The sequence below is a fragment of the Tepidamorphus gemmatus genome, from assembly GCF_004346195.1.
Lineage (GTDB): Bacteria > Pseudomonadota > Alphaproteobacteria > Rhizobiales > Tepidamorphaceae > Tepidamorphus > Tepidamorphus gemmatus.
In genome coordinates this window covers 124,347-146,808 of sequence record NZ_SMAK01000001.1, presented here as the reverse complement: position 1 = coordinate 146,808, position 22,462 = coordinate 124,347, and the positions used below count along the sequence as shown (strand labels likewise).

The window sequence follows — 22,462 nt, the reverse complement described above, 5'->3', positions numbered from 1 at the left end:
CCGGACCGGGATCGGCCGGCGGCGCAGATACAGGGGAGCGACGACATGAGCGCGGACACGACAGTTGCGGTGCCGGCGGCGATGCTGCGGACCAGCGGTCGTGCCGCGACCAAAGGCCTGTTCGATCCGTCGCGCGTGCACGATGCCTGCGGTGTCGGCTTCGTCGCGCAGATGAAGGGCATCGCCAGCCACTCGATCATCGAGCAGGGCCTCGAGATCCTCGTCAATCTCACCCACCGTGGCGCCGTGGGCGCCGATCCGCTGGTCGGCGACGGTGCCGGCATGCTCATTCAGCTTCCCGATCGGTTCTTCCGCGACGAGGCCGACCGGCTGGGATTCGCCCTGCCGCCCAAGGGCGACTACGCTGTCGGCTTCGTCTTCATGCCACGCGATGCGGAGCTGCGCCGGTCGTGCGAGGCGGTGGTCGAACAGGTCATCGCCGACGAGGGTCAGGTGTTCCTCGGCTGGCGCGACGTGCCGTGCGACAATTCCTGCCTGTCGTCCGACCCCCAGATCGTCGCCAGCGAACCGGTACACCGGCAGGTCTTTATCGGCCGCGGTGCCGGGGTCGAGGCGGGCGAGGCCTTCGAGCGCCGCCTGTTTATCCTGCGCAAGGTCATTTCCAACACGATCTACGCGCAGACCGGCGGCGTCGACAACGGCTTCTACATCGTCTCGCTGAGTTCCCGGACCATCGTCTACAAGGGCATGTTCCTCGCCAACCAGCTCGGCGCCTACTATGCCGACCTCCGCGACCCGCGGTTCGAATCGGCACTGGCGCTGGTGCATCAGCGCTTCTCGACCAACACCTTCCCGTCCTGGAAGCTCGCCCACCCTTACCGGATGGTCGCCCACAACGGCGAAATCAACACGCTGCGCGGTAACGTCAACTGGATGGCGGCACGCCAGGCGAGCGTATCCTCGCCGCTGTTCGGCGACGACATCTCCAAGCTGTGGCCGATTTCGTACGAGGGCCAGTCCGACACGGCCTGCTTCGACAATGCGCTCGAATTCCTGACCCGCGGCGGCTACAGCCTCGCCCATGCGGTGATGATGCTCGTTCCTGAAGCCTGGGCCGGCAATCCGCTGATGGACGAGGAACGCCGCGCCTTCTACGAGTATCACGCGGCAATCATGGAACCGTGGGACGGGCCGGCCGCGATCGCCTTCAGCGACGGACGGCAGATCGGCGCGACCCTCGACCGCAACGGACTGAGGCCGGCGCGCTGGCTGGTCACCGACGACGACCGGGTGGTGATGGCGTCGGAGATGGGCGTGCTGGCGATCCCCGAGGAGAAGATCATCCGCAAGTGGCGGCTGCAGCCCGGCCGCATGCTGCTGATCGACCTTGAACAGGGTCGCATCATCTCCGACGAGGAAATCAAGGCTCAGCTGGCCCGCGCCCACCCTTATCGGGAGTGGCTGGCACGCACCCAGATCGTGCTCGAGGACCTGCCGCCAGTGCCGCCGGCGGCGCCGCGCACCAACGTCAACCTGCTCGATCGCCAGCAGGCGTTCGGCTACACGCAGGAAGACCTCAAGCTGCTGATGGCACCGATGGCCATAACCGGTCAGGAGGCCGTCGGCTCGATGGGTACCGACACGCCGATCTCTGCACTGTCGGACAAGCCGAAGCTGCTTTACACCTATTTCAAGCAGAACTTCGCCCAGGTCACCAACCCGCCGATCGACCCGATCCGCGAGGAATTGGTGATGAGCCTGGTGTCGTTCATCGGCCCGCGCCCCAATCTTTTCGATCTCGAGGGACTGTCGACCCACAAGAGGCTCGAGGTGCGCCAGCCAATCCTGACCAACGAGGATCTGGAGAAGATCCGCATGATCGGCGACATCGCCGACAACCAGTTCCAGACCCAGACGCTCGACATCACCTATGCGGTCGAACATGGCGCCGGCGGCATGGCGGCCGCGCTCGACCGGCTGTGCGAGCGTTCCGAGCGCGCGGTGCGCGAGGGCTTCAACATCATCATCCTGTCTGACCGTCTCGTCGGCCCGACCCGTGTGCCGATCCCGGCGCTGCTCGCCACGGCGGCGGTGCACCACCACCTGATCCGGCGCGGCCTGAGAACCTCGGTCGGGCTCGTGGTGGAGACTGGCGAGGCGCGCGAGGTGCACCACTTCTGCGTGCTGGCGGGCTATGGCGCGGAGGCGATCAATCCCTATCTCGCCTTCGAGACGCTGGCGGCGATGCGCAAGGAGTTCCCCGAGGAGGTCGACGAGCAGGAGGTGGTCTCCCGCTACATCAAGTCGATCGACAAGGGTATCCTCAAGGTGATGTCCAAGATGGGCATCTCCACCTACCAGTCCTACTGCGGCGCGCAGATCTTCGACGCGGTCGGCCTGTCGACCGCTTTCGTCGACCGCTTCTTCTTCGGCACGGCGACCACCATCGAGGGCGTCGGTCTCGACGAGATCGCCGAGGAGACGATGCGTCGCCATCGCGAGGCGTTCGGCGACGATCCGGTGCTGCAGTCCGCCCTTGCGATCGGCGGCGACTATGCCTGGCGCAACCGCGGCGAGGCGCATCTGTGGTCGCCGGAGACGGTCGCGACTCTGCAGCTTGCGGTGCGCCGGTCCTCCTACGAAACCTACAAGGAATATGCCGATCTGATGAACGAGCGGGTCGGGCGGCGCTGCCTGATCCGCGGCCTGTTCCGCATCCGCTCGGCCGAGGAGGTCGGCCGCTCGCCGGTGCCGCTGGAGGAGGTCGAACCGGCGTCGGAGATCGTCAAGCGCTTCTCGACTGGGGCGATGTCCTTCGGCGCCATCTCCAAGGAGGCGCATGAAACGCTGGCGATTGCGATGAACCGCATCGGCGGGCGCTCGAACACCGGCGAGGGTGGCGAGGAGGCGGAACGCTTCGTGCCGCTGCCCAACGGCGATTCGAAGCGCTCCGCGATCAAGCAGGTCGCCTCGGGCCGGTTCGGCGTGACGACCGAGTATCTGGTCAATGCCGACCAGATCCAGATCAAGATGGCGCAGGGCGCAAAGCCCGGCGAGGGCGGCCAGTTGCCCGGCCACAAGGTCGATGCGGTGATCGCCAAGGTGCGCCACTCGACGCCGGGCGTCGGCCTCATCTCGCCGCCGCCGCACCACGACATCTATTCGATCGAGGATCTGGCGCAGCTCATCTTCGATCTGAAGAACACCAATCCGTCGGCCGACATCTCGGTCAAGCTGGTCTCGGAGGTCGGCGTCGGCACGGTTGCCGCCGGCGTCGCCAAGGCGCGCGCCGACCATATCACCATTGCCGGATATGACGGCGGCACCGGAGCAAGCCCGCTGACCTCGATCAAGCACGCCGGCAGCCCGTGGGAGATCGGCCTCGCGGAGACGCACCAGACACTGGTCGAGAACCGCTTGCGCGGCCGCGTCCGGCTCGAGGTCGACGGCGGAATCCGTACCGGCCGCGACGTCGTCATCGGTGCGCTGCTCGGCGCCGACGAGTTCGGCCTCGCCACCGCGCCGCTGATCGCCGCTGGCTGCATCATGATGCGCAAGTGCCACCTCAACACCTGCCCGGTCGGCGTCGCCACCCAGGATCCGGTCCTCAGGAAGCGCTTCAAGGGCACGCCCGAACACGTCATCAACTACCTGTTCTATGTCGCCGAGGAGGCGCGCGAACTGATGGCGGCGATGGGCTTCCGGCGCCTCGCCGAGCTGACCGGCCAGTCCGACATGCTCGACACCCGTCCGCTGGTCGACCACTGGAAGGCCCGCGGCCTCGATTTCTCGCGCATCTTCTACAAGCCCGAGGTTCCCGAGGGCGTGGCGATCCGCCACTGCGAGCGGCAGAACCATCCCATCGACAACGTTCTCGACCGCGACCTGATCGCCGCCGCCCGCCCGGCGCTCGAGACCCAGACCCCCGTCGTGATCGAGCGGGAGATTCACAACACCGACCGTTCGGTCGGCGCGATGCTGTCTGGCGAGGTGGCACGGCGCTACGGACACGAGGGCCTGCCGGAAGACACCATCGTCGTGCGGCTGAAGGGCACCGCCGGCCAGAGCTTCGGCGCATTCCTTGCCGCCGGCATCTCGCTCGAACTTGTCGGCGAGGCGAACGACTATGTCGGCAAGGGTCTGTCCGGCGGACGCATCGTGGTCAGGTCGTCGGATGCGAGCCCCTGCGTGCCGGAGGAGTCCATCATTGTCGGCAACACGGTCCTGTACGGCGCCATCGAGGGCGAGTGCTTCTTCCGGGGCGTTGCCGGCGAGCGCTTCGCCGTCCGCAACTCGGGTGCGGTCGCCGTCGTCGAGGGCACTGGCGACCATGGCTGCGAGTACATGACCGGCGGTGTCGTCGTGGTGATCGGGCAGACCGGGCGCAACTTCGCCGCCGGCATGTCGGGCGGCGTCGCCTATGTGCTCGACGACTCGGGCGATTTTTCCAAGCGCTGCAACCTCGCCATGGTCGATCTCGAGCCAGTCGCCGAGGAGGACGATCTGCTCGAGCGTCTTCACCATCACGGCGGCGACATCGAATGGCAGGGCCGCGTCGACGTCACCGCCGACATGACCCGCCACGACAATGAGCGTCTGCACCAGCTGATCTCCAAGCATCTGCACTACACCGGTTCGACCCGGGCGCGCGAGATCCTGGAGCATTGGGACATCTATCGTCCGAAGTTCGTGAAGGTCATGCCCATCGAGTATCGCCGCGCGCTTCGCGAAATGGAGCGGCAGCGCGACTCCGTGATGGCGGCTGAGTGAGGAGGATCCGATGGGCAAGGTGACAGGCTTCCTCGAAATTGACCGGCAGGACCAGAAGTACCAGCCGGCCTCCGACCGCATCCGCCACTTCCGCGAGTTCGTCATCCCGCTGAGCGAGAGCGAGGTGCGGCGCCAGGCGGCCCGCTGCATGGACTGCGGCATCCCGTTCTGCCACGGACCACATGGCTGCCCGGTCAACAACCAGATCCCCGACTGGAACGATCTCGTCTATCACGGCGACTGGCAGGAGGCGGCGCGCAACCTGCACTCGACCAACAACTTCCCGGAGGTGACGGGGCGCATCTGCCCGGCGCCCTGCGAGGAAGCCTGCACACTCAACCTCGAGGACATCCCGGTATCCATCAAGTCGATCGAGCAGGCGATCGCCGATCGCGCCTTCGCATCGGGCTGGGTCCGCCCGCAGCCGCCCGCCCGCAAGACCGGCAAGAGGGTCGCCATCGTCGGCTCCGGCCCGGCCGGGCTGGCGGCGGCCCAGCAGCTTGCCCGCGCCGGCCACGAGGTTCACGTCTACGAGCGCGAGCCGAAGGCCGGCGGCCTGCTGCGCTATGGCATTCCCGACTTCAAGATGGAGAAGCACCATATCGACCTGCGCGTCGCCCAGATGGAGGCGGAGGGTGTGGTGTTCCACTACGGCGCCAATATCGGTGTCGATATTCCTGCCCGGCAGCTGGTCGATGGCCACGACGCCGTGCTGCTCGCCTGCGGGGCTGAACATCCGCGCGACCCGGCCCTGCCAGGCATGGACCTTGAGGGCGTGCACTTTGCCATGCCCTATCTCGTCCAGCAGAATCGCCGGATCGGCGGCGAGGACATCAGCCGCGAGGCACCGATCCTGGCCGGCGGCAAGCATGTCGTCGTCATCGGCGGCGGCGACACCGCCTCCGACTGTATCGGCACCGCCTTTCGCCAGGGCGCCGTGTCTGTGACGCAGCTCGACATCCGGCCGATCCCGCCAAGGAAGGAGGACAAGCTGCTGGTATGGCCCTACTGGCCGACCAAGTTCCGGACCTCTTCGAGCCAGGCCGAGGGCGCCGAACGTGAATTCTCCGCCGCCACCATCGGCCTGGAAGGTCACAAGGGGCACATCCGCCGCGTCCATTGCATGCGTGTCGACGACAAGCGCCGGCCGATCGAAGGGACGGACTTCTACATCAAGGCCGACCTTGTGTTGATCGCCATCGGTTTTGCCCGTCCGGTGCATGAGGGTCTGGTGGAGGAGCTCGGACCTGCGCTCGATGCACGCGGCAATGTCAGCGCCGATACCGTGAGCTACCTCACCTCCCTGCCCAATGTCTGGGCGGCGGGCGACATGCGGCGCGGCCAGTCCCTCGTCGTCTGGGCAATCCGCGAAGGCCGCCAGGCCGCCGCCGCGATCGACGAGTCGCTGATGGGCGAGACAAGCCTGCCGCGATAGCCGTACCGGGTCGATCCGTCCGGGGGCCATCCCCGTCAACGCGCCACCGCCGCCGTCGGGGTCCGGCGGCTCCGGCACAGGCAGCCGTCATCCACGGCGCAGGTGAAGCCGCAGGGCGGTAATCGGAGCGCCTACCGGGAATGGAACGCCGCGAGCGCCAACGCGGATGCGGCGACCCTACCGATCCCGGATCAGCCCTTGTGTTGACGGGTTGATGTGTGTTGACGGGTCGATGGCGGTGACGGTTGCATCGGCTTGCTGGCTCCGACGCCCGTACGACGCGATCGGGATCCCGCGGCAGTGCCGCATTGCAGCCCCCGGGCCGGGCTCAGCCTCCTCCGGTCGACAGGACACCGCCTGCATCGGAGGCGCGCTCGACAGCGACCGGCGGCGCGGCCCGTCCGGGAAAATAGTCGTAGGGCGTCAGCTCGAAATCGTTCGAGGGGGCGGCCTGCGGTGCGACAAGGGCCGGTTGGCGCCGCCCCTCCCGCCAGGTGAAATCGCCGGCACCGCCGGGTCTCGCCTGCGGGATGTCGCCGACCACCAGCACGCGATAGTAGGCGGACTCCTCAGGTGGCTTGGGTGATGGCTCGGAACCGCCGGCGAGCGAGACGCCGGTTCCCTGCAGGCCGTTCAGCGGCACGACGTCGCCGATCCCGGTGCGCAGCAGCTCGTCGCCCGGCAAGAATGGCTGCGGACCTGCCTGCCCTTGCGGCAGCGCCAGGAACAGACCACCGTCTCGGCCGAAGTCGCGGCGGATCGCCCGCGCGACGAAATGCGCCAGCTTGCGGTTGCCGGGTCCCGTCAGGTGCAGGCCATCCTCGGCGCGCAGCTGCCTCTGTTCGCCGTTGACGTCCGGCCCCACCGCTGTGTAGCGCCCGTTTTCGTCGACGAAGCTGTTCCAGATGTCGATGAACTCGACGCCGTAACGATAGGCGCGCTCGCGGTAGATGTCGTTGAAATAGCCGTAGTCCTGGCTGAGCTGGGCCGACGCCACCGGCGGCAGCGACACCCAGTAGAGGGGTATCTTGCGGTCAACGAACAGCTTCATCACCTCGTCAACCCGCTCGACATAGAGCTCGCGCCAGCGCTCGCTGCGGGGCGCGTGCTCACCTGAGGAATCGCGCAGTGCCTGGCGGTCGTTGCCGCCGATCAACACGACCGCAACGTCGATCGACTTCTCGGGATCGTTCAGCCAGGCGCGGATCGCCGCCGGCCAGTCGAAATGGTCGCGGCGCACCAGGCCCGAACTGGGGTTGCTCTGCCCCTCGATGCGTACCGCGCTCGATTCGATGAAGGCGTCATCGAGACCGGACTGCAGCCCGCTGGCGAAGAAGTCACCGAACACGACCACGCGCTTGGCATCGGGGTCCTTCTGCACGGACACGATCTTCGGTGCGCGCGGCTGGGAGGCTGCACTGCCCGGATGCTCCCCGGCCGGCGGCTGGTTGGACTGCTGCTGCGGCAGCTGGCGGCTCGGCGCCTGACGCGTCAGTCCGCCGAACAGCGATCGAAAGAACGAACCGATCGGATCCCTGTTCTGCGCCATCGGCACGCCCTCGGCATGGGCCGTCCCGCTCGCGACCGGGGCGAGAGCCGCCAGCGCGGTGGCGATCACAAGAGCGGCAAGGGCAAGGCGCATCGGCAACCTCGTGGCGCCGTAGACGGTGACCGTCGTCGCCGGGCGGATCGCACGTGCGTCGACGTGGCTTGCAGAATAGCGGCGCTGCGTCCGGCAGGAAACCCTCGCGGCGCCGCGTGCGGGGCTCAGGCGGAGAGGCGCCCGGACAGCGATCGCTCCCAGGCAAGCGCATCCGCCACGATCACGTCGAGTTCGTCGCGCTCAGCCCGCCAGCCGAGTTCGGACCGGATCAGGTCCGCCGCGGCGACCAGGGCCGCCGGATCGCCGGGCCGCCGCGCGGCATGATCTACGGTGAAATCGACGCCAGAGACCCGCCTCACCGCATCGATCACCTCGAGCACCGAGTAGCCGCGCCCGTAGCCGCAGTTGAGCACCATGCTGCCGGCGCCGGCCCTCAACCGGTCCAGCGCCAATAGATGAGCCCTGGCAAGGTCGCTCACGTGGATATAGTCGCGGATGCAGGTGCCGTCCGGGGTCGGATAGTCGGTCCCGAACACCTCGAGCCGCGGCCGCTTGCCGAGCGCGGCTTCGCAGGCGACCTTGATGAGATGCGTTGCCCGCGGTGTCGACTGCCCGGAGCGACCGGCCGGATCCGCCCCCGCAACATTGAAGTAGCGCAACGCCACATAGCGCAGCGGATGCGCGACGGCAGCATCCTTCAGCATCGTCTCGGTCATCAGCTTGGAGCTGCCATATGGCGAGATCGGCGCCAGATGGGCCGCCTCGCCGACGGGGTTGACCTCCGGCATCCCATAGACCGCGGCCGTCGAGGAGAAGATGAAGTGCTCGACCCCGCAGCGCACCGCCGCCTCGATCAGCGCCCGCGACTTGACCGTGTTGTTGAGGTAATAGCCGAGCGGGTCGACGACGGAGTCCGGCACGACGATCGACCCGGCGAAATGGATGATGGCGTCGACGGACCGCCGCTCGATCAGTCGCATCATCGCCTCGATGTCGCCGACGTCCGCCACCACCAGCTCGGCGGGCGCTGCCACCGCCCACCGGAACCCGGTCGAGAGGTTGTCGACGACCACGACCTCGTCATCGCCTCGGTCGAGAAGCGCCAGAACCATGTGGCTGCCGATATAGCCGGCGCCGCCCGTGACCAGAACCGACATCGTCCCTCGCCTCTTGCAGCAACGCTGCTCGCACTATTGGCCCAAATGCCTTTATGTGGTGTAACCGGCTGCCTCGCAGATCACATTTGTCAGGGACGCCAGTCGATACATGCGGAAGATCAGAAAGGCAGTATTTCCTGTCGCCGGGCTCGGGACCAGGTTCCTGCCGGCGACCAAGGCCATGCCCAAGGAGATGCTCACCGTCGTCGACCGCCCGCTGATCCAGCACGTCGTCGACGAGGCGCGCGCTGCCGGCATCGAGCATTTCGTCTTCGTCACCGGACGCAACAAGGGAGTCATCGAGGACCACTTCGACAAGCAGGTCGAGCTCGAGATGACGCTGCGATCGCGTGGCAAGACACGTGAGCTGCGCGAGCTCGAGGCCGACCTCCCCGGACCGGGAACGACGAGCTTTACGCGCCAGCAGGCGCCGCTCGGACTCGGTCACGCCGTGCTGTGCGCCCGCGACCTGATCGGTGACGAGCCGTTCGCACTGCTGCTGCCGGACGTGCTGATCCAGGCCGAGCCGGGTTGCCTGAAGCAGATGGTCGATGCCTGGGAGGATCTTGGCGGTGGCAACCTGATCGCGGTCGAGGAGATCGATCCCCGCAAGGTCGGCAGCTATGGCGTCGTCGGCGTCGGTGAGGATCGGGGCCCGCGCACCTTCACCATCAGCGCGATGGTCGAGAAGCCGAAACCGGAAGCCGCACCCTCCAATCTCATCATTACCGGACGCTACATCCTCGAACCGGAGATCTTCCCGATCCTCGCGCGGCAGGAACGCGGTGCCGGCGACGAGATCCAGATCACCGACGCGATGATCCGCCTGATGGAAACCCGGCCCTTCCACGGATACCGCTTTGCCGGCCGCACCTTCGACTGCGGCTCGAAGATCGGTTTCCTGACTGCCAACATCGCCTACGCGCTGGCGCGGCCCGACATCGCCGAGGAATTCCGCGCCTCGATCGCCGAACTGCTCTCCCCTCCCCGATAGCCTTGCTATCGCTGCAGGCGCATGCCGGCCTCGACCCGCGTCTCGTCGTAGTCCTCGCCTGGAACGTTGGAATCATAGCGGCTGTGCGAGGCTTTCAGCTTGAACGACAGCCAGCGGCTGACGAGGTATTCGAGGCCGGCGGTCACGACGTAGTCGCGCTCCACCCGGTCCGATCCGATGTACTGGGATTCGGAGTAGCCGGCCCCGGCCGAGACGATCAGGTTGCGCCTGAGCGCATGGCGCACGCCGAGATCGACTGTGTAGACCCTGGCGCCCGAAGCGGTCGGATCGAGCGTCGCCTCCTCCGGCAGGATCGAGCCGTCGAGCGTGACGGTGGTCAGCGCCGTCGGTTGCCAGACCAGCGAGCCGCGGATCATCAGGCCGCGAATGTCCGGCAGCCCCGGATTGTCCTGAATCTGGTTCTGGTAGCCGATCCCGACCTCCCCGGAAAGCGGCTCGCCCTGCTCGAACGCGACGCCGATGAGCACGTCGTAGCCGCGCGAACCGCGCTCGATACCGTTGTCGTCGAAGCGGCGATCATACTTGCGGCGATTGGCGCCAACCTCGACGAAGACGGCGCGCCGTCCCTCGTCCATGTCCACGCTGGTGCGCAGGGCGCCTGCGTATTCGCGGTAGTTGCGGTCGGAATTGTCGACCACCGTGCCGTCGACAAGCACCGCATCGTCATAGCTGGATCGGGCAATGCCGCCGCGAATCGCCATTTCCACCCGGCCGAAGCGGTGGCTGTAGCTAGCCTCGATCTCAGCGAGCTCCGAATCCGGCGGATTGACCACGGCCTGCGGCACGTTGGGGTCGCCACGGCTCTCCGGCGTGATCGAATAGGCGGCCCGGAAGCCGAGGAGATCCTTCGACGTCACGTCGACCCGCGTCTCGATCTCCGCATCGAAGGCCGTGGTCGTCTCGCCCGGATGGTCGAAGAACGATTCGTGATCGGCGGAGATGCGTCCGCGCAGGAAATGCCGCGACCAGTCGGATTCGAGAACCAGGTCGGGCACCACCCGGTAATAGCCGCCCGACATCGGGTCGATCGTCTCCGAATAGACGTTGCTGGAATGGCCGAGATAGCCCTCGATCGAGGGATAGAGCAGCAGCGAGCCAAGCCGGATGCCGAGGGCGGCGTAGGGATCCTCGTCCTCGATGATCCGGCTGCGCACCGGCGGACCGGGGATGCCTTCCAGCGCGCTGTCGGCAAGCCAGGCATTCTCGTCGGCCTCGGCCTCGAGACCCGTCACCGTCGCATCATCGGCTGCGCCCCTGAGCGCCGCCTCGAATTCGGGCGCCGGCTGGGCGTGGGCCGGCACCGCCCACAGCGCGGCCGCGGTCGCGAGCCACAATGCGGCCGAAGATGTCCAGTAGCGGGTGGTGATCACGGACCGCGAACCCCGTGCTGTCGATCCGGGAACGCTGCAGCGCGGCCTTTCGGAGCTGTGACGAGCCTAGGCAGATCATGGTTAACAGCAGCTTAAGCGCGCGCCCCAAGCCACCCCTGCGCCCGGCAGCGGAAATGTGCTATGCGATGGCGTTGCGCCTTGTGATGCCGATGTACTTGCGAGGCCCCGGAGGATCATGGTCGCCCTGAAGTCATTCGCCTCCCATCCCGCGTCCGACGCACGGCTGCTGGAATCCGCCCTGCGCGCCCTCGAGGTCGAGCAGGCCGGTCTTGCCGAGCTTCTCGCGGCCCTGCGCAACGGGCTCGGAGCGGACTTCACCGCCGCCGCGAAACTGCTGCGCGCCGCGCGCGGCCGAGTGATCGTGACTGGCATGGGCAAGAGCGGCCATGTCGGCCAGAAGCTCGCCGCGACGTTGGCGTCCACCGGGACGCCGGCCTTCTTCGTCCACCCCTCGGAAGCCAGCCACGGCGACCTCGGCATGATCACGCCGGGCGAGGATGTGGTCATTGCCCTGTCATGGTCGGGCGAGACGGCAGAGCTGCGGGCCATCGTCGACTATTCGAAGCGCTTCCGCGTGCCGCTGGTGGCGATCACCTCGAATCGCGATTCGACGCTGGCGCGGGCCGCCGACGTCGTGCTGACGCTGCCGCGCGCGCGGGAAGCCTGTCCGCACGGCCTGGCACCGACCACCTCGACCCTGATGCAGCTTGCGCTCGGCGATGCGCTGGCAATCTCGCTGCTCGACAGCCGCGGCTTCACTGCCCAGCAGTTTCGGCAGCTTCATCCCGGCGGCCAGCTGGGCGCCCAGCTGACACTGGTCAGCGATCTGATGCATACCGGCGATCGCCTGCCCATTGCCACGCCCGACACCTCGATGGCCGACGCGATCGTGGTCATGACCGAGAAGAGTCTCGGCTGCCTCGGCATCGTCGACTCCGACGGGCGTCTGGCCGGCATCATCACCGACGGCGACCTGCGCCGCCACATGAGCCGTGACCTCCTCGAATTGCGGGCACGGGACATCATGACGGTGCAGCCGACAACCGTGGGGCCCGACATCCTGGCGTCCGAGGCGCTGGCGATCATGAACATGCGGGAGCGGCCCTTCACCGCGCTGTTCGTGGTCGAGGACGGCCGCCCGGTCGGCATCGTCCACGTGCATGATCTGCTGCGCGCCGGCGTCGCCTGAGGTGGTTCGCGTTTAGCGTTTCCTTAGAAAGCCCGGCTACGATCCGCCCGTCAGCAATCGCACAGGCGACACGCACCGCCGTGTCCGCCATCGAGGGCGTGCATGGATATCGCCACGATACTGGGCATCCTGTTCGGCACGGGTGTGGTCGCCGCCGCCATCTTCGTCGGCGGCGATTTCGGACTGTTCGTCGACATTCCTTCAATTCTGATCGTGGTCGGCGGAGCGATGGCTGCGACCATGATCCGCTTTCCGATCACCGGCATCGCCTCGGCGCTGGCGCTCGGCGGGCGCATCGCCTTCACCCACAAGAAGACCGAACCGCGCCAGCTGATCGACGAGATTGCCAGGCTCGCCGAGATTGCCCGCAAGCAAGGCCCGCTCGGCCTCGAGAACGCCGAGACCGAGGACGAATTCCTGGCGAAGGGTCTGCAGTACATCGCCGATGGCTATGACCCCGAGTTCATCCGCGAATCGCTTGAGCGCGAGCGCGACCTCAACCTCGAACGCCTCGAGGAGGGCCAGCGCATCTTCAAGGCGATCGGCGATTCCGCGCCCGCCTTCGGGATGATCGGCACGCTCGTCGGACTGGTCCAGATGCTCGCCAATATGGGCGATCCCTCCTCGATCGGCCCGGCCATGGCGATCGCGCTGCTGACCACGCTTTACGGGGCCCTGATCGCCAACCTGATCGCCCTGCCGATCGCCGACAAGCTGGCGCTGAAGGCGAAGGTAGAGGAGGTCAATCAGACGCTGGTGCTCGACGGAATCCTGCAGATCCGCGACTCCAAGAGCCCCGCCCTGATCCGCGAAATGCTGGTCGCCTATCTTCCGCAGAAGCACCGCGACGAACTCGCGGCGATGGCGACCTGACGGATCCATGGCACGTCAGCGCAGGCAGAACCAGGGGTCCGGCGTTCCGGAATGGATGGTCACCTTCGGCGACCTGATGGCGCTGCTCGCCTGCTTCTTCGTGCTGATCATCTCCTTCTCGATCCAGGACGAGCGCAAGCTGCAGATTGTCGCCGGGTCGATGCGCGACGCGTTCGGCGTCAAGGAGGAGTCCCGGCGTAGCGGCATGATCGAGCTGCACGGCGTTCCGCTGCGCGAGCATGTGCGCAGCGTCGAGACGATCCGCCGGCCCGAGGACGCCGACTTCGCCGACGAGCGCCACGACCTGCGCACCAAGCAGGGGCCCGAGGCCAACACCCACGACATCGACAAGACCGACATCGAGAAGCCGCGCCAGTTCGCAACGGCCGCGGCGTCGTTGCGCCAGGCCTGGCAGGAAATGCCGGAGATCATGGAGCTGTCGGAGCAGATCCTCGTCGAGGAGGTGGAAGAGGGGCTCAACGTCCAGATCATCGACCAGGATGGACGCTCGATGTTCCCTCCCGGCGCCTCCGAACCCTACGAGCGCACCCGGGCGCTGCTGGCCAGGATGGCGCCGGTGCTGCGCGAGCTGCCCAATAGAATCGTGGTCACCGGCCACACCAGCGCCGACCGCTCCGAGGAGACGCCGGGCCGCGGCAGTTGGGATCTGTCGGTCGAACGGGCGAACGCCGTGCGCGCGATTCTGGCCGAGTACGGCGTTCCCAACAACCGCTTCGCAGCCGTGACCGGCAAGGCCGATACCGAGCCGCTGTTCCCCGAGGATGCGTTCCTGGCCGCAAACCGCCGCATCACGATATTACTCCTCGCCGAGGAACCACCCCTGCCACCGGACTACCATCCGTAGCCGCGGCCGTCACGGATCGGCCACGCACGTCGTTCACACCCAGCGAGCCACGGCAACGGGCGTCGGGATGGCGGCGCCCGTGACGGCGCCGGCCGGATTCAGCCATCCCGCTCGACGGCGATGTGAGTGCCCTCGGCACGGACCACCCTGACCCGCGTTCCGGCCGGCAGGTCGGGCCCATGCACGCGCCACAGCGTGTCGTCGACAACGATCCGACCGGCACCGCCGACGATGGGATCGGCGAGATAGAAGCTTCGCCCGACCAGTGCGGCAGAGCGTTCGTTGAGAAAGGGTGCGTCGCCCTCGCCCGGCCGCGAGCGCGCCAGTCGCCGCGAAACAACGACGGCACCGATCGACAGGACGCCGAAGGCGACGATCTGGACCTGCCAGCCGATGCCGTCAACCGCAAAGGCGAGGGCGCCGACCGCGAGCGCAGCCAGGCCGAACCACAGCATGTAGATGCCCGGCAGCAACAGTTCCGCAACGAGCAGCAGGATACCGAGGATCCACCAGGTCCAATGGCCGAGGGAGTGTATCAGCTCGAGCATGACGGCCTGCAATCCCTAGCGGAAATCTCAGGCGGGATCACCGCCCGATCCCCACGGTCCGGTCTGGTCGCGCCGCGCCGACGGGGCGGCCGGCGGTTGCGCGGCTCGCCGAGCGCCGCCCGGGCTCCCGTCATGTCCGCCGCCCGCAGCGAACGCCTCGCGGGCGATCTCGCCGATACCGCCCAGCGCCCCCAGGACCGACGTCGCCTCCACCGGCAAGATCATCACCTTCTGGTTCGGGGCGGCGGCAAGCTCCTTCAGCGCCCCGACATACTTCTCCGCGACAAAATAGTTGATGGCCTGGATACCGCCGGTGCGCACCGCCTCCGACACCAGCGACGTCGCCCTGGCCTCGGCCTCGGCCAGGCGCTCACGGGCCTCCGCGTCGCGGAAGGCGGCTTCACGCCGACCCTCGGCAGCGAGGATGAGCGCCTGCTTCTCGCCTTCGGCCTTGAGAATCTCCGACTGGCGCGCACCCTCCGCATCGAGGATCGCGGCTCGCTTCTCGCGCTCGGCCTTCATCTGCCTCGCCATGGCGTCGACGAGATCGCGCGGCGGATTGATGTCCTTGATCTCGATACGGGTGATCTTGACGCCCCACGGCTCGGTCGCCGCATCGACGACCCTGAGCAGCCGCGCATTTATCTCGTCGCGCTGCGACAGGAGCTCATCCAGATCGAGCGAGCCCATCACCGTGCGGATGTTGGTCATCGTGATGTTCATGATCGCGTTGTCGAGGTCGGCGACCTCGTAGCTCGCTCGTGCCGCGTCAAAGACCTGGAAGAACGCCACGCCGTCAACCGTCACCGTCGCGTTGTCGCGAGTGATCACTTCCTGGCTCGGCACGTCTAGGAACTGCTCCATCATGTTGATGCGCCGGCCGATCCGATCGACGAACGGGACGATCAGGGCGAGCCCCGGGCGAAGCGTCCGCGCGTACTTGCGAAAGCGCTCGACGGTGTAATTGTAGCCCTGAGGTACCTGCTTGACCCCGGCCAAGACGACGAGGATCAGCAGGATAACCAGGACGATCGCAACCAGATCGAGCCCCAACGGCATCAGCCCATCTCCCCGAAAGCGGTCAGAATCGCGCGGTTCGGCATTGTCCTATGCCGGTATGCGACCGACAAGGCGAGACCGCCGGCCTGACGGAGCGCTGCGGCTCACACCCAGCCGGCCAGCTCCCGCCGGACCACGGTCTCGATGACGTCCATTCCCTCGGCGCTGTCATTGAGGCAGGGGATCGCGGCGAAGTGTTGGCCACCCTCCTGTTCGAAGAACTCGCGGTTCTGCCCGGCGATTTCCTCGAGCGTCTCGACGCAGTCGGCGACGAAGCCCGGCGTGACCACGGCGAGCCGCCGGATACCCTCGCGCGCCAGCCGCTTGACCGTCTCGTCGGTATAGGGCTGCAGCCACTCCTCGCGGCCGAATCTGGACTGGAAGGTCATGATCAGCCGCTCCTCGTCCCAGCCGAGCCGCTCGCGCAGCAGCCGCGTCGTCTTGGCGCAATGGCAATGATAGGGATCGCCCTTCTCGAAATAGGATCTCGGCAGGCCGTGATAGGAGGCGATCACCACCTCCGGCTCGAACGGCAGCGCGTCCAGATGCGTTTGCAGCGAGACGGCCAGGGCGTCGATATAGGCCGGATCGTCGTGATAGGCCGGCACCGTCCGGACCGCCGGTTGCCAGCGCATCTTCATCAGCGCCTCGAACGCCTTGTCGTTGACCGTCGCGGTCGTCGCCGCGCTGTACTGCGGATAGAGCGGATAGATGAGGATGCGCTCGCAGCCCGCCTGCACCATCCTCTCCAGCACGGAAGCAATCGACGGATTGCCGTAACGCATTGCCCAGTCGACCATCATCGACGGGCCGAGGTCGGCCAGCCGGCCAGCGAGCAATTCGGCCTGGCTGCGCGTAATCGTGCGCAGCGGCGACTCGTTCTTCTCGCGGTTCCAGATCAGATCATAGGCCTCTCCGCTCGATTTTGGCCGTTTGGTCAGGACGATAAGGTTGAGGATAGGCCACCAGACCAGCCGCGGCGTCTCGATCACCCGCCGGTCGGACAGGAACTCCTTGAGGTAACGGCGCATCGACCAGTAGTCGGTTGCATCCGGCGTGCCGAGATTGACCAGCAGCACGCCGATCCTGCCACTGGCGACCCGGGGATGTCCGGCCGGAAACGCGCGCGCCGTGCCGGCGAATGACGCTGGAGATCTTGTCTGGAGCATTGCCTTCGTCCATTGCCTGTGCCGAACATATGAACTGGCGCGCGGAAATCCAAAAGAGTATGCGCGCGACTGCGGCGTCGCGGGAAGATGCGATCCCGGACCGGGGACTCACATCCGGCCGGACGGTTCCGGAGAAGCCTGATGAGGACAATGCCGCGCCGACTTGCCCGTCTGCTGTCAGTGCTCGTCCTGCTGCTGGGCGGCCCGTGCGCTGCTGAGGCGGCGGAGCGGGTGGAGATCACCCTGATCGTCACCAGCGACCTCGATACGATCGATACCGGTACCGAGCGGGGCGGCTTCGCCCGACTGGCAGCCCTCGTCGGCCGCGAGCGCGCCGAACGGCGCAACGTCGTCGTGGTCCATGCCGGCGATGCCATCTCGCCCTCGCTTCTGTCCGGCTTCGATCAGGGACTGCATATCATCGAGCTTCTCAACCAGATCGCCCCGGACGTCTTTGTACCCGGCAACCACGAGTTCGATTTCGGCCCGTCGGTGTTCCTGCGCCGGGTCTCCGAGGCCACCTTTCCGGTGGTGAGCGCCAATCTGCAGGGTGCCGACGGTAGCAGCCTGCCGGGTGTCGAGCGCTCCCGGCTGCTCGAACTGGATGGCGTCCGTGTCGGGTTCGTCGGCCTGACCACCGCCAAGACGAGCGTGAAGGCGAGCCCCGAGGATCTGCGCATCCTCGGCATGCTGGACGCACTGGCGAGCGAGGCAGCCACGCTGCGCAGGGCCGGCGCCGACCTGATCGTCGCGGCCGTCCATGCCGACGCCCGGGAAGACATGCTCCTGTTCCGCAGCCGGTTGGCCGACGTGGTGCTGTCCGGCGACGACCATCAGCTGCGCGTGGTCTATGATGGCGTGACGGTGCTCGCCGAATCCCGCGACCAGGCCGAGACGGTGGCAATCGTCGATCTTGCCGTCGCGATCGGCGAGCGTGACGGCAAGCGGACGGTGGCGTGGGAACCAGGATTCCGGATCATCGACACCGCCGACGTCGCCCCCGATCCTGCGGTCGCCGATCGGATCGCCGCATTGCAGCTTCAGCTCTCGTCGGAGCTCGATGCCACGCTGGGGGTGACCGCGATTCCACTCGACAGTCGCCGCATGACGGTGCGCAGTGGCGAATCGGCGATCGGAAATCTGGTCGCGGACGCCATGCGGGCAGCCACCGGCGCCGATATCGCCATAACCAACGGCGGCGGTATCCGCGGCGACCGCCAGTACCCCGCCGGCACGGAGCTTTCCCGCCGCGACATTCTCGCCGAGCTGCCGTTCGGCAACAAGACGGTGGTCGTCGAACTCACCGGCGCCCAGATCCTGGCCGCCATCGAGAACGGCCTGTCGGCCGTCGAAGAGGGCAGCGGGCGGTTTCCCCATGTCTCGGGACTGCGCGTCGCGGCCGACCTTGCGCGCCCGCCCGGACAGAGGGTCACCGGCATCTGGTTCGGCGCGACGGACCTCGATCTCGGAGCCACCTACCGGGTAGCGACCAACGATTTCATGTATCGTGGCGGTGACGGTTACAACGTCTTCGCCGACGGAACCGTCATCGTCAGTGCCGCGGACGGGAATCTGATGGCCAGTGAGGTCATGGCCTATGTCCGCGCCAAGGGAACCGCGGGCGCCGCCCCGTCCGGCCGCCTCACCATCCGGTAGCGGGCGCCTCGGAAACGACCTCCACGCCCGGGCCCGCATGCCAGGGACGGGCGTCCGCCTCAGCGACCGGCGACGAGCCCGGCCCGGCTCTGGTCGAACCAGTGGTCGATCGCCCGGTCAGTACTCGCGGCAAGGGTGGCTGTCCACGTCTCGATTGTCGAGGTGACCGCCGCCTGGTTCGCGGCAACGAAGCCGTCGCGGTCGAGTGCCTCGCTGGCCTGCGCGAGCATGTAATCCACGGCAAAGCCCAGGGCGCCGCCGGCGACTGCGCCGATCACCGTGCCGCCTACGGGCTGCACCGCCGTGCCGGCCACGGCGCCAGCCTCTGCCAATGCGATCCTGCCGCCGAATGCCGCGGCATAGCGCCGGCCGAGCCCGGCGAACGAGCGGGCCAGCGTGCTCTCGATTGCCGGTCCGAGAGCATAGGCGCCGATCGTGCCGCCGGTACCGATGAGCGCCAGCGAGACCGCTCCGTCGAAGGTTGCGTCGTCCATCAGATGTGTCGGCGCCTTGAACGACTGCGACCGCCAGTCGAGCGTCAGCGAGCTCATCGCCTCGGGCATGTCGGTAGCGGCGAAGCCGGAGGTGTGCTGCTGCAGAAACAGCTGCAGACGAAGATCCTCCTCGACGACCGCCTGCCGCCAGCGGTCGAAGGCGCGGCGGGCGATCTCTTCAAAGCCGGCCGCGATCATCGGATCGCGGAAGTTCGGCTTCAGCACCCGTTCCGTGTAGTGGCGGATGAAATAGGTCTGCAGGTCACGCTCGACGGCCGTCGCAAGCGGCTCGAATTCGCCAGTCTCCGCAATGTGCGCAACGACGGAGACCACCGCTTCCTTCAGCACCACGTAAGGCCGCTTCCATGCGAAGAACCAGTCGGCATAGTCGTCGATGGCGGCGTCCCGGTCTGCGAATGTCAGCCTGAACAAGGTATCGATCTCGGCGCGGGCCTGTGCCTTGGCCGCATCGCGCGCCGCATCGAGCCGAGCGATCGCCTCGTTGAGGTAGCGGTCGGCCTGGTCGCGTTCGGCGATGCGCCGCACCAGCCGCCCGTCGCCGTCGCGCACCAGGATGGTGACCGTCTCCGGGATCGCTTCATCGGTTCCGATGCGCGCTTCGCTGTCGTCGGTCTGCGGCGACCGCGTGAACAGTCGGTCGCGTTCGAGACCGAGCCACCAGGTGGTGCCGAGCGTGGTGAATCCGAAGGCGAGGATCAGGACCGCCATCGCCGTTCCGATCGGCGCCAGCAGCGAGCCGAGCCGGCCGCGCCTGAGCCCCGTGGGGCGACGCCCGGCAGATCGGGCGGCAGGCTCTCGGCGGCGCCTGAACAACAGCCAGGCACGACCGCTGCCGGCCGCCGCTGGCAAGGATGGGTTGGAATCGGTCATCGGGGGACGCTTTGCTCTGCCGGGCGGCAACTCGCCCGGCCTCGAGCATTATGGCGGCCCAGGCGGCAAAATTCGGGCGGGGCGATGCCTGCGGTCATCCATAGCTGCGTTCGTCGGCGATCACCTTGCCGTCGTTGGGCAGCGTACCCGGACCAACCAGTTCGACGGCGCCCTTCATCTTGGTCACCGCCATCAGGCTCTCCGCCAGGCGTTCGGCCAGAGCCGGATCGGCGCTGGCCGCCTCCGCCTTCAGCGTCATCACATCCTGCTCGTTGGCGCGGCTCACAACCAGCCGCAGACGGCTGGCCTCGGGATGGCGGCGTGCGATGTCGGCGATCTGCGCCGGATCGACGAACATGCCCTTGACCTTGGTGCGCTGGTCGGCGCGGCCCATCCAGCCCTTGATCCGCATGTTGGTGCGACCGCACGGCGATATGCCCGGCAGCACCGCCGAGAGATCGCCCGTTGCGAACCGGATCATCGGATAGTCGGGGTTGAAGCTGGTGACGACCACCTCACCGACCTCGCCGTCCTCAACCGGGTCGCCCGTGCCGGGACGGACGATTTCGACGATCATGTCCTCCCCGACGATCATGCCCTCGCGAGCCGGACTCTCATAGGCGACGAGCCCGAGATCTGCCGTGCCGTAGGACTGCAGCACATCGACGCCGCGCGCCGCCAGCTCCTCGCGCAGCGAGTTCGGCAGGGCCGCGCCGGACACCACCCCCTTCTTCAGGCTCGAGACGTCCTTGCCGGTCTCGGCCGCCTTGTCGAGCAGCACCTTGAGGAAATCGGGCGTGCCGGCATAGCCCTTCGGGCGCAGCTGCGCGATCGCCTCAACCTGCATCTCGGTATTGCCGATGCCGGCCGGGATCACCGCACAGCCGAGGGCGCGCGCGCCGCCCTCGAACATGTGGCCCGCCGGCGTCAGGTGATAGGCAAAGGAATTGTGCACGATGTCGCCGGGTCTCAGTCCGGCGGCGAACAGCGCCCGTGCGGCGCGCCACCAGTCCCTGGCCGTGCCTTCCGGCTCGAAGATCGGGCCGGGCGACATGAACAGCCTCGCCATCGCGCCGGGTGCCCTGGTCGTCAGTCCACCGAACGGCGGATGTGCCTTTTGCAGTCCGAGCAGTTCGCTCTTGCGCAGGATTGGCAGTTTCGATAGCGCCGTACGGTCGGTGATTTCCTCCGGACTCACTCCCTCGAGCTGTCGCGCCCAGCCGGGCGCGGCGCGCATGACCTCGCGAAGGAAACCTGGCAATGCGGCGAACAGCGCCTGTTCGCGCTCTTCCGGCGCGCGCGTCTCGAGGGAATCGAAATGGTCGTTCATGGGATTGGGTTCCTCATCCGTCCAGCATGTTGTCGGCTGCCCCGAGCACTGATCTGGCTCTGCCATCATTCCGAAGCGTCATCCGCTGATCCGGGGGTCAACGTGGAGCTCTGCCGCGAACGTGCTGGTGGCCGCCATCCGCTGGCGAGCGCCCAGCCGGGCGGCGGCACCTGCGCCTATGACAGCCAGCGCTTGCGCCGGCGGTAACTCTTCACGTCCCTGAAGCTGCGGCGCTCGCCGCCACCGATGCCGAGGTAGAACTCCTTGACGTCCTCGTTCTCGCGCAGCGTCGCAGCATCACCGTCCAGCACCACCCGGCCATTCTCGAGGATGTAGCCGTAGCCTGCATATCTCAGCGCCATGTTGGTGTTCTGCTCGGCGAGAAGGAAGCTGACGCCCTCGTTACCGTTGAGCTGCCTGACGATTTCGAAGATCTCCTCGACGAGCTGTGGCGCCAGACCCATCGACGGCTCGTCGAGCAGGATCATCTTCGGGCGGGCCATCATCGCCCTGCCGATCGCGCACATCTGCTGCTCGCCGCCGGACGTGTAGCCCGCCAGGCTCTGGCGACGCTCCTTCAGCCTCGGGAAATAGCTGTAGACCATCTCGAGGTCCGAACGGATCGCCGCCGCGCCGTCGCGGCGGGTGAAGGCGCCGGTCAGCAGGTTCTCCTCGACCGTGAGATGCCCGAAACAGTGCCGGCCCTCCATCACCTGGATACAGCCGCGACGCACGAGCTGGTTCGGCGACAATGCCTCGACCCGCTCGCCACGGAACACGATCGAGCCCTTCGTGACGTCTCCGCGCTCGGCCCTGAGCAGGTTCGACACGGCCTTGAGCGTCGTCGTCTTGCCGGCCCCGTTGGCGCCGAGCAGCGCCACGATGCCGCCCTCCGGCACGGTCAGCGAGACCCCCTTGAGCACAAGGATGACGTGGTCGTAGATCACTTCGATGTTGTTCACCGACAGCACCGGCTCGGCAATGGCAGGGGTGGCCGGGACGGGCTGCGCCGCAACGGAGCTCATGGGCGTCCTCTTGTGATCGGTGGCATCGGCG

15 protein-coding genes and 1 pseudogene are annotated in these 22,462 nt (G+C 67.1%); 7 read left to right on the top strand and 9 right to left on the bottom strand.

The features are described 5' to 3' along the window. Positions 1–114: 114 nt before the first annotated feature. Positions 115–4,731, top strand: a pseudogene (gene gltB, locus EDC22_RS00650) (glutamate synthase large subunit); the annotation flags it as partial. A 10-nt stretch (positions 4,732–4,741) separates the two neighbouring features. Then, entirely contained in the window at positions 4,742–6,166 is a 1,425-nt protein-coding gene (locus EDC22_RS00645; RefSeq protein WP_132804670.1) for a glutamate synthase subunit beta, read from the top strand. Positions 6,167–6,494: 328 nt separating this feature from the next. Here the strand turns inward: EDC22_RS00645 and EDC22_RS00640 are convergent, their stop codons facing one another. Together EDC22_RS00640 and galE are read right to left on the bottom strand one after the other, a co-directional pair. Beyond that, entirely contained in the window at positions 6,495–7,808 is a 1,314-nt protein-coding gene (locus EDC22_RS00640; RefSeq protein ID WP_132804669.1) for an SGNH/GDSL hydrolase family protein, read from the bottom strand. Positions 7,809–7,933: 125 nt separating this feature from the next. After that, positions 7,934–8,926 (bottom strand): UDP-glucose 4-epimerase GalE, encoded by a 993-nt coding sequence (gene galE, locus EDC22_RS00635; RefSeq protein ID WP_132804668.1) that lies wholly within the window; start codon positions 8,924–8,926, stop codon positions 7,934–7,936. A 109-nt stretch (positions 8,927–9,035) separates the two neighbouring features. Between galE and galU the strand changes: the two genes are divergently transcribed. Next, entirely contained in the window at positions 9,036–9,920 is an 885-nt protein-coding gene (gene galU / locus EDC22_RS00630; RefSeq protein ID WP_132804667.1) for a UTP--glucose-1-phosphate uridylyltransferase GalU, read from the top strand. A gap of 5 nt (positions 9,921–9,925) precedes the next feature. On the opposite strand, the gene EDC22_RS00625 is transcribed toward galU, so the two are convergent. After that, positions 9,926–11,311 (bottom strand): outer membrane beta-barrel protein, encoded by a 1,386-nt coding sequence (locus EDC22_RS00625; RefSeq protein WP_132804666.1) that lies wholly within the window; start codon positions 11,309–11,311, stop codon positions 9,926–9,928. Positions 11,312–11,507: 196 nt separating this feature from the next. On the opposite strand from EDC22_RS00625, the gene EDC22_RS00620 reads away from it, so the two are divergent. From EDC22_RS00620 to EDC22_RS00610, 3 genes are all read left to right on the top strand, one after another. Beyond that, positions 11,508–12,521: a KpsF/GutQ family sugar-phosphate isomerase gene (locus tag EDC22_RS00620; RefSeq protein ID WP_132804665.1), complete on the top strand. Its 1,014-nt coding sequence runs from the start codon at positions 11,508–11,510 to the stop codon at positions 12,519–12,521. A gap of 102 nt (positions 12,522–12,623) precedes the next feature. Then, positions 12,624–13,394, top strand: coding sequence for a motility protein A (locus EDC22_RS00615; RefSeq protein ID WP_132804664.1), 771 nt, complete (start codon positions 12,624–12,626; stop codon positions 13,392–13,394). A 7-nt stretch (positions 13,395–13,401) separates the two neighbouring features. Then, positions 13,402–14,259, top strand: a complete 858-nt coding sequence (locus tag EDC22_RS00610) for an OmpA/MotB family protein (protein WP_132804663.1) — start codon at positions 13,402–13,404, stop codon at positions 14,257–14,259. A gap of 98 nt (positions 14,260–14,357) precedes the next feature. Here the strand turns inward: EDC22_RS00610 and EDC22_RS00605 are convergent, their stop codons facing one another. The 3 genes from EDC22_RS00605 to hemH all read right to left on the bottom strand — a co-directional run bounded on the left by EDC22_RS00605 (position 14,358) and on the right by hemH (position 17,035). Continuing rightward, on the bottom strand, positions 14,358–14,807 hold the full coding sequence (locus EDC22_RS00605) for an NfeD family protein (RefSeq protein WP_132804662.1): 450 nt from the start codon (positions 14,805–14,807) through the stop codon (positions 14,358–14,360). A gap of 27 nt (positions 14,808–14,834) precedes the next feature. Further along, positions 14,835–15,866 (bottom strand): SPFH domain-containing protein, encoded by a 1,032-nt coding sequence (locus EDC22_RS00600; protein WP_132804661.1) that lies wholly within the window; start codon positions 15,864–15,866, stop codon positions 14,835–14,837. 104 nt (positions 15,867–15,970) lie between these two features. Then, positions 15,971–17,035: a ferrochelatase gene (gene hemH / locus EDC22_RS00595; protein WP_132804660.1), complete on the bottom strand. Its 1,065-nt coding sequence runs from the start codon at positions 17,033–17,035 to the stop codon at positions 15,971–15,973. Positions 17,036–17,176: 141 nt separating this feature from the next. Here hemH and EDC22_RS00590 point away from each other — a divergent pair, with 141 nt between their 5' ends. Beyond that, positions 17,177–18,691 carry a bifunctional metallophosphatase/5'-nucleotidase gene (locus EDC22_RS00590; protein ID WP_245499567.1) on the top strand — a complete coding sequence of 505 codons (1,515 nt, stop codon included), beginning with the start codon at positions 17,177–17,179 and terminating at the stop codon, positions 18,689–18,691. A gap of 59 nt (positions 18,692–18,750) precedes the next feature. Here the strand turns inward: EDC22_RS00590 and EDC22_RS00585 are convergent, their stop codons facing one another. The 3 genes from EDC22_RS00585 to EDC22_RS00575 form a co-directional block, all read right to left on the bottom strand. Continuing rightward, on the bottom strand, positions 18,751–19,914 hold the full coding sequence (locus tag EDC22_RS00585; protein WP_132804659.1) for a hypothetical protein: 1,164 nt from the start codon (positions 19,912–19,914) through the stop codon (positions 18,751–18,753). A 256-nt stretch (positions 19,915–20,170) separates the two neighbouring features. Then, positions 20,171–21,406 (bottom strand): phenylacetate--CoA ligase family protein, encoded by a 1,236-nt coding sequence (locus tag EDC22_RS00580; RefSeq protein WP_132804658.1) that lies wholly within the window; start codon positions 21,404–21,406, stop codon positions 20,171–20,173. Positions 21,407–21,582: 176 nt separating this feature from the next. Then, on the bottom strand, positions 21,583–22,431 hold the full coding sequence (locus EDC22_RS00575) for an ABC transporter ATP-binding protein (protein WP_132804657.1): 849 nt from the start codon (positions 22,429–22,431) through the stop codon (positions 21,583–21,585). Positions 22,432–22,462: the final 31 nt, after the last annotated feature.

Bases quoted from the DNA above. Each gene is read 5' to 3' on its own strand.
- hemH (WP_132804660.1), bottom strand. From the start codon at position 17,035: ATGCTCCAGACAAGATCTCCAGCGTCATTCGCCGGCACGGCGCGCGCG.
- EDC22_RS00605 (WP_132804662.1), bottom strand. From the start codon at position 14,807: ATGCTCGAGCTGATACACTCCCTCGGCCATTGGACCTGGTGGATCCTC.
- EDC22_RS00620 (WP_132804665.1), top strand. From the start codon at position 11,508: ATGGTCGCCCTGAAGTCATTCGCCTCCCATCCCGCGTCCGACGCACGG.
- EDC22_RS00645 (WP_132804670.1), top strand. From the start codon at position 4,742: ATGGGCAAGGTGACAGGCTTCCTCGAAATTGACCGGCAGGACCAGAAG.
- galU (WP_132804667.1), top strand. From the start codon at position 9,036: ATGCGGAAGATCAGAAAGGCAGTATTTCCTGTCGCCGGGCTCGGGACC.
- galE (WP_132804668.1), bottom strand. From the start codon at position 8,926: ATGTCGGTTCTGGTCACGGGCGGCGCCGGCTATATCGGCAGCCACATG.
- EDC22_RS00575 (WP_132804657.1), bottom strand. From the start codon at position 22,431: ATGAGCTCCGTTGCGGCGCAGCCCGTCCCGGCCACCCCTGCCATTGCC.
- EDC22_RS00600 (WP_132804661.1), bottom strand. From the start codon at position 15,866: ATGCCGTTGGGGCTCGATCTGGTTGCGATCGTCCTGGTTATCCTGCTG.
- EDC22_RS00580 (WP_132804658.1), bottom strand. From the start codon at position 21,406: ATGAACGACCATTTCGATTCCCTCGAGACGCGCGCGCCGGAAGAGCGC.
- EDC22_RS00590 (WP_245499567.1), top strand. From the start codon at position 17,177: ATGAGGACAATGCCGCGCCGACTTGCCCGTCTGCTGTCAGTGCTCGTC.
- EDC22_RS00610 (WP_132804663.1), top strand. From the start codon at position 13,402: ATGGCACGTCAGCGCAGGCAGAACCAGGGGTCCGGCGTTCCGGAATGG.
- EDC22_RS00615 (WP_132804664.1), top strand. From the start codon at position 12,624: ATGGATATCGCCACGATACTGGGCATCCTGTTCGGCACGGGTGTGGTC.
- EDC22_RS00640 (WP_132804669.1), bottom strand. From the start codon at position 7,808: ATGCGCCTTGCCCTTGCCGCTCTTGTGATCGCCACCGCGCTGGCGGCT.
- EDC22_RS00585 (WP_132804659.1), bottom strand. From the start codon at position 19,914: ATGGCGGTCCTGATCCTCGCCTTCGGATTCACCACGCTCGGCACCACC.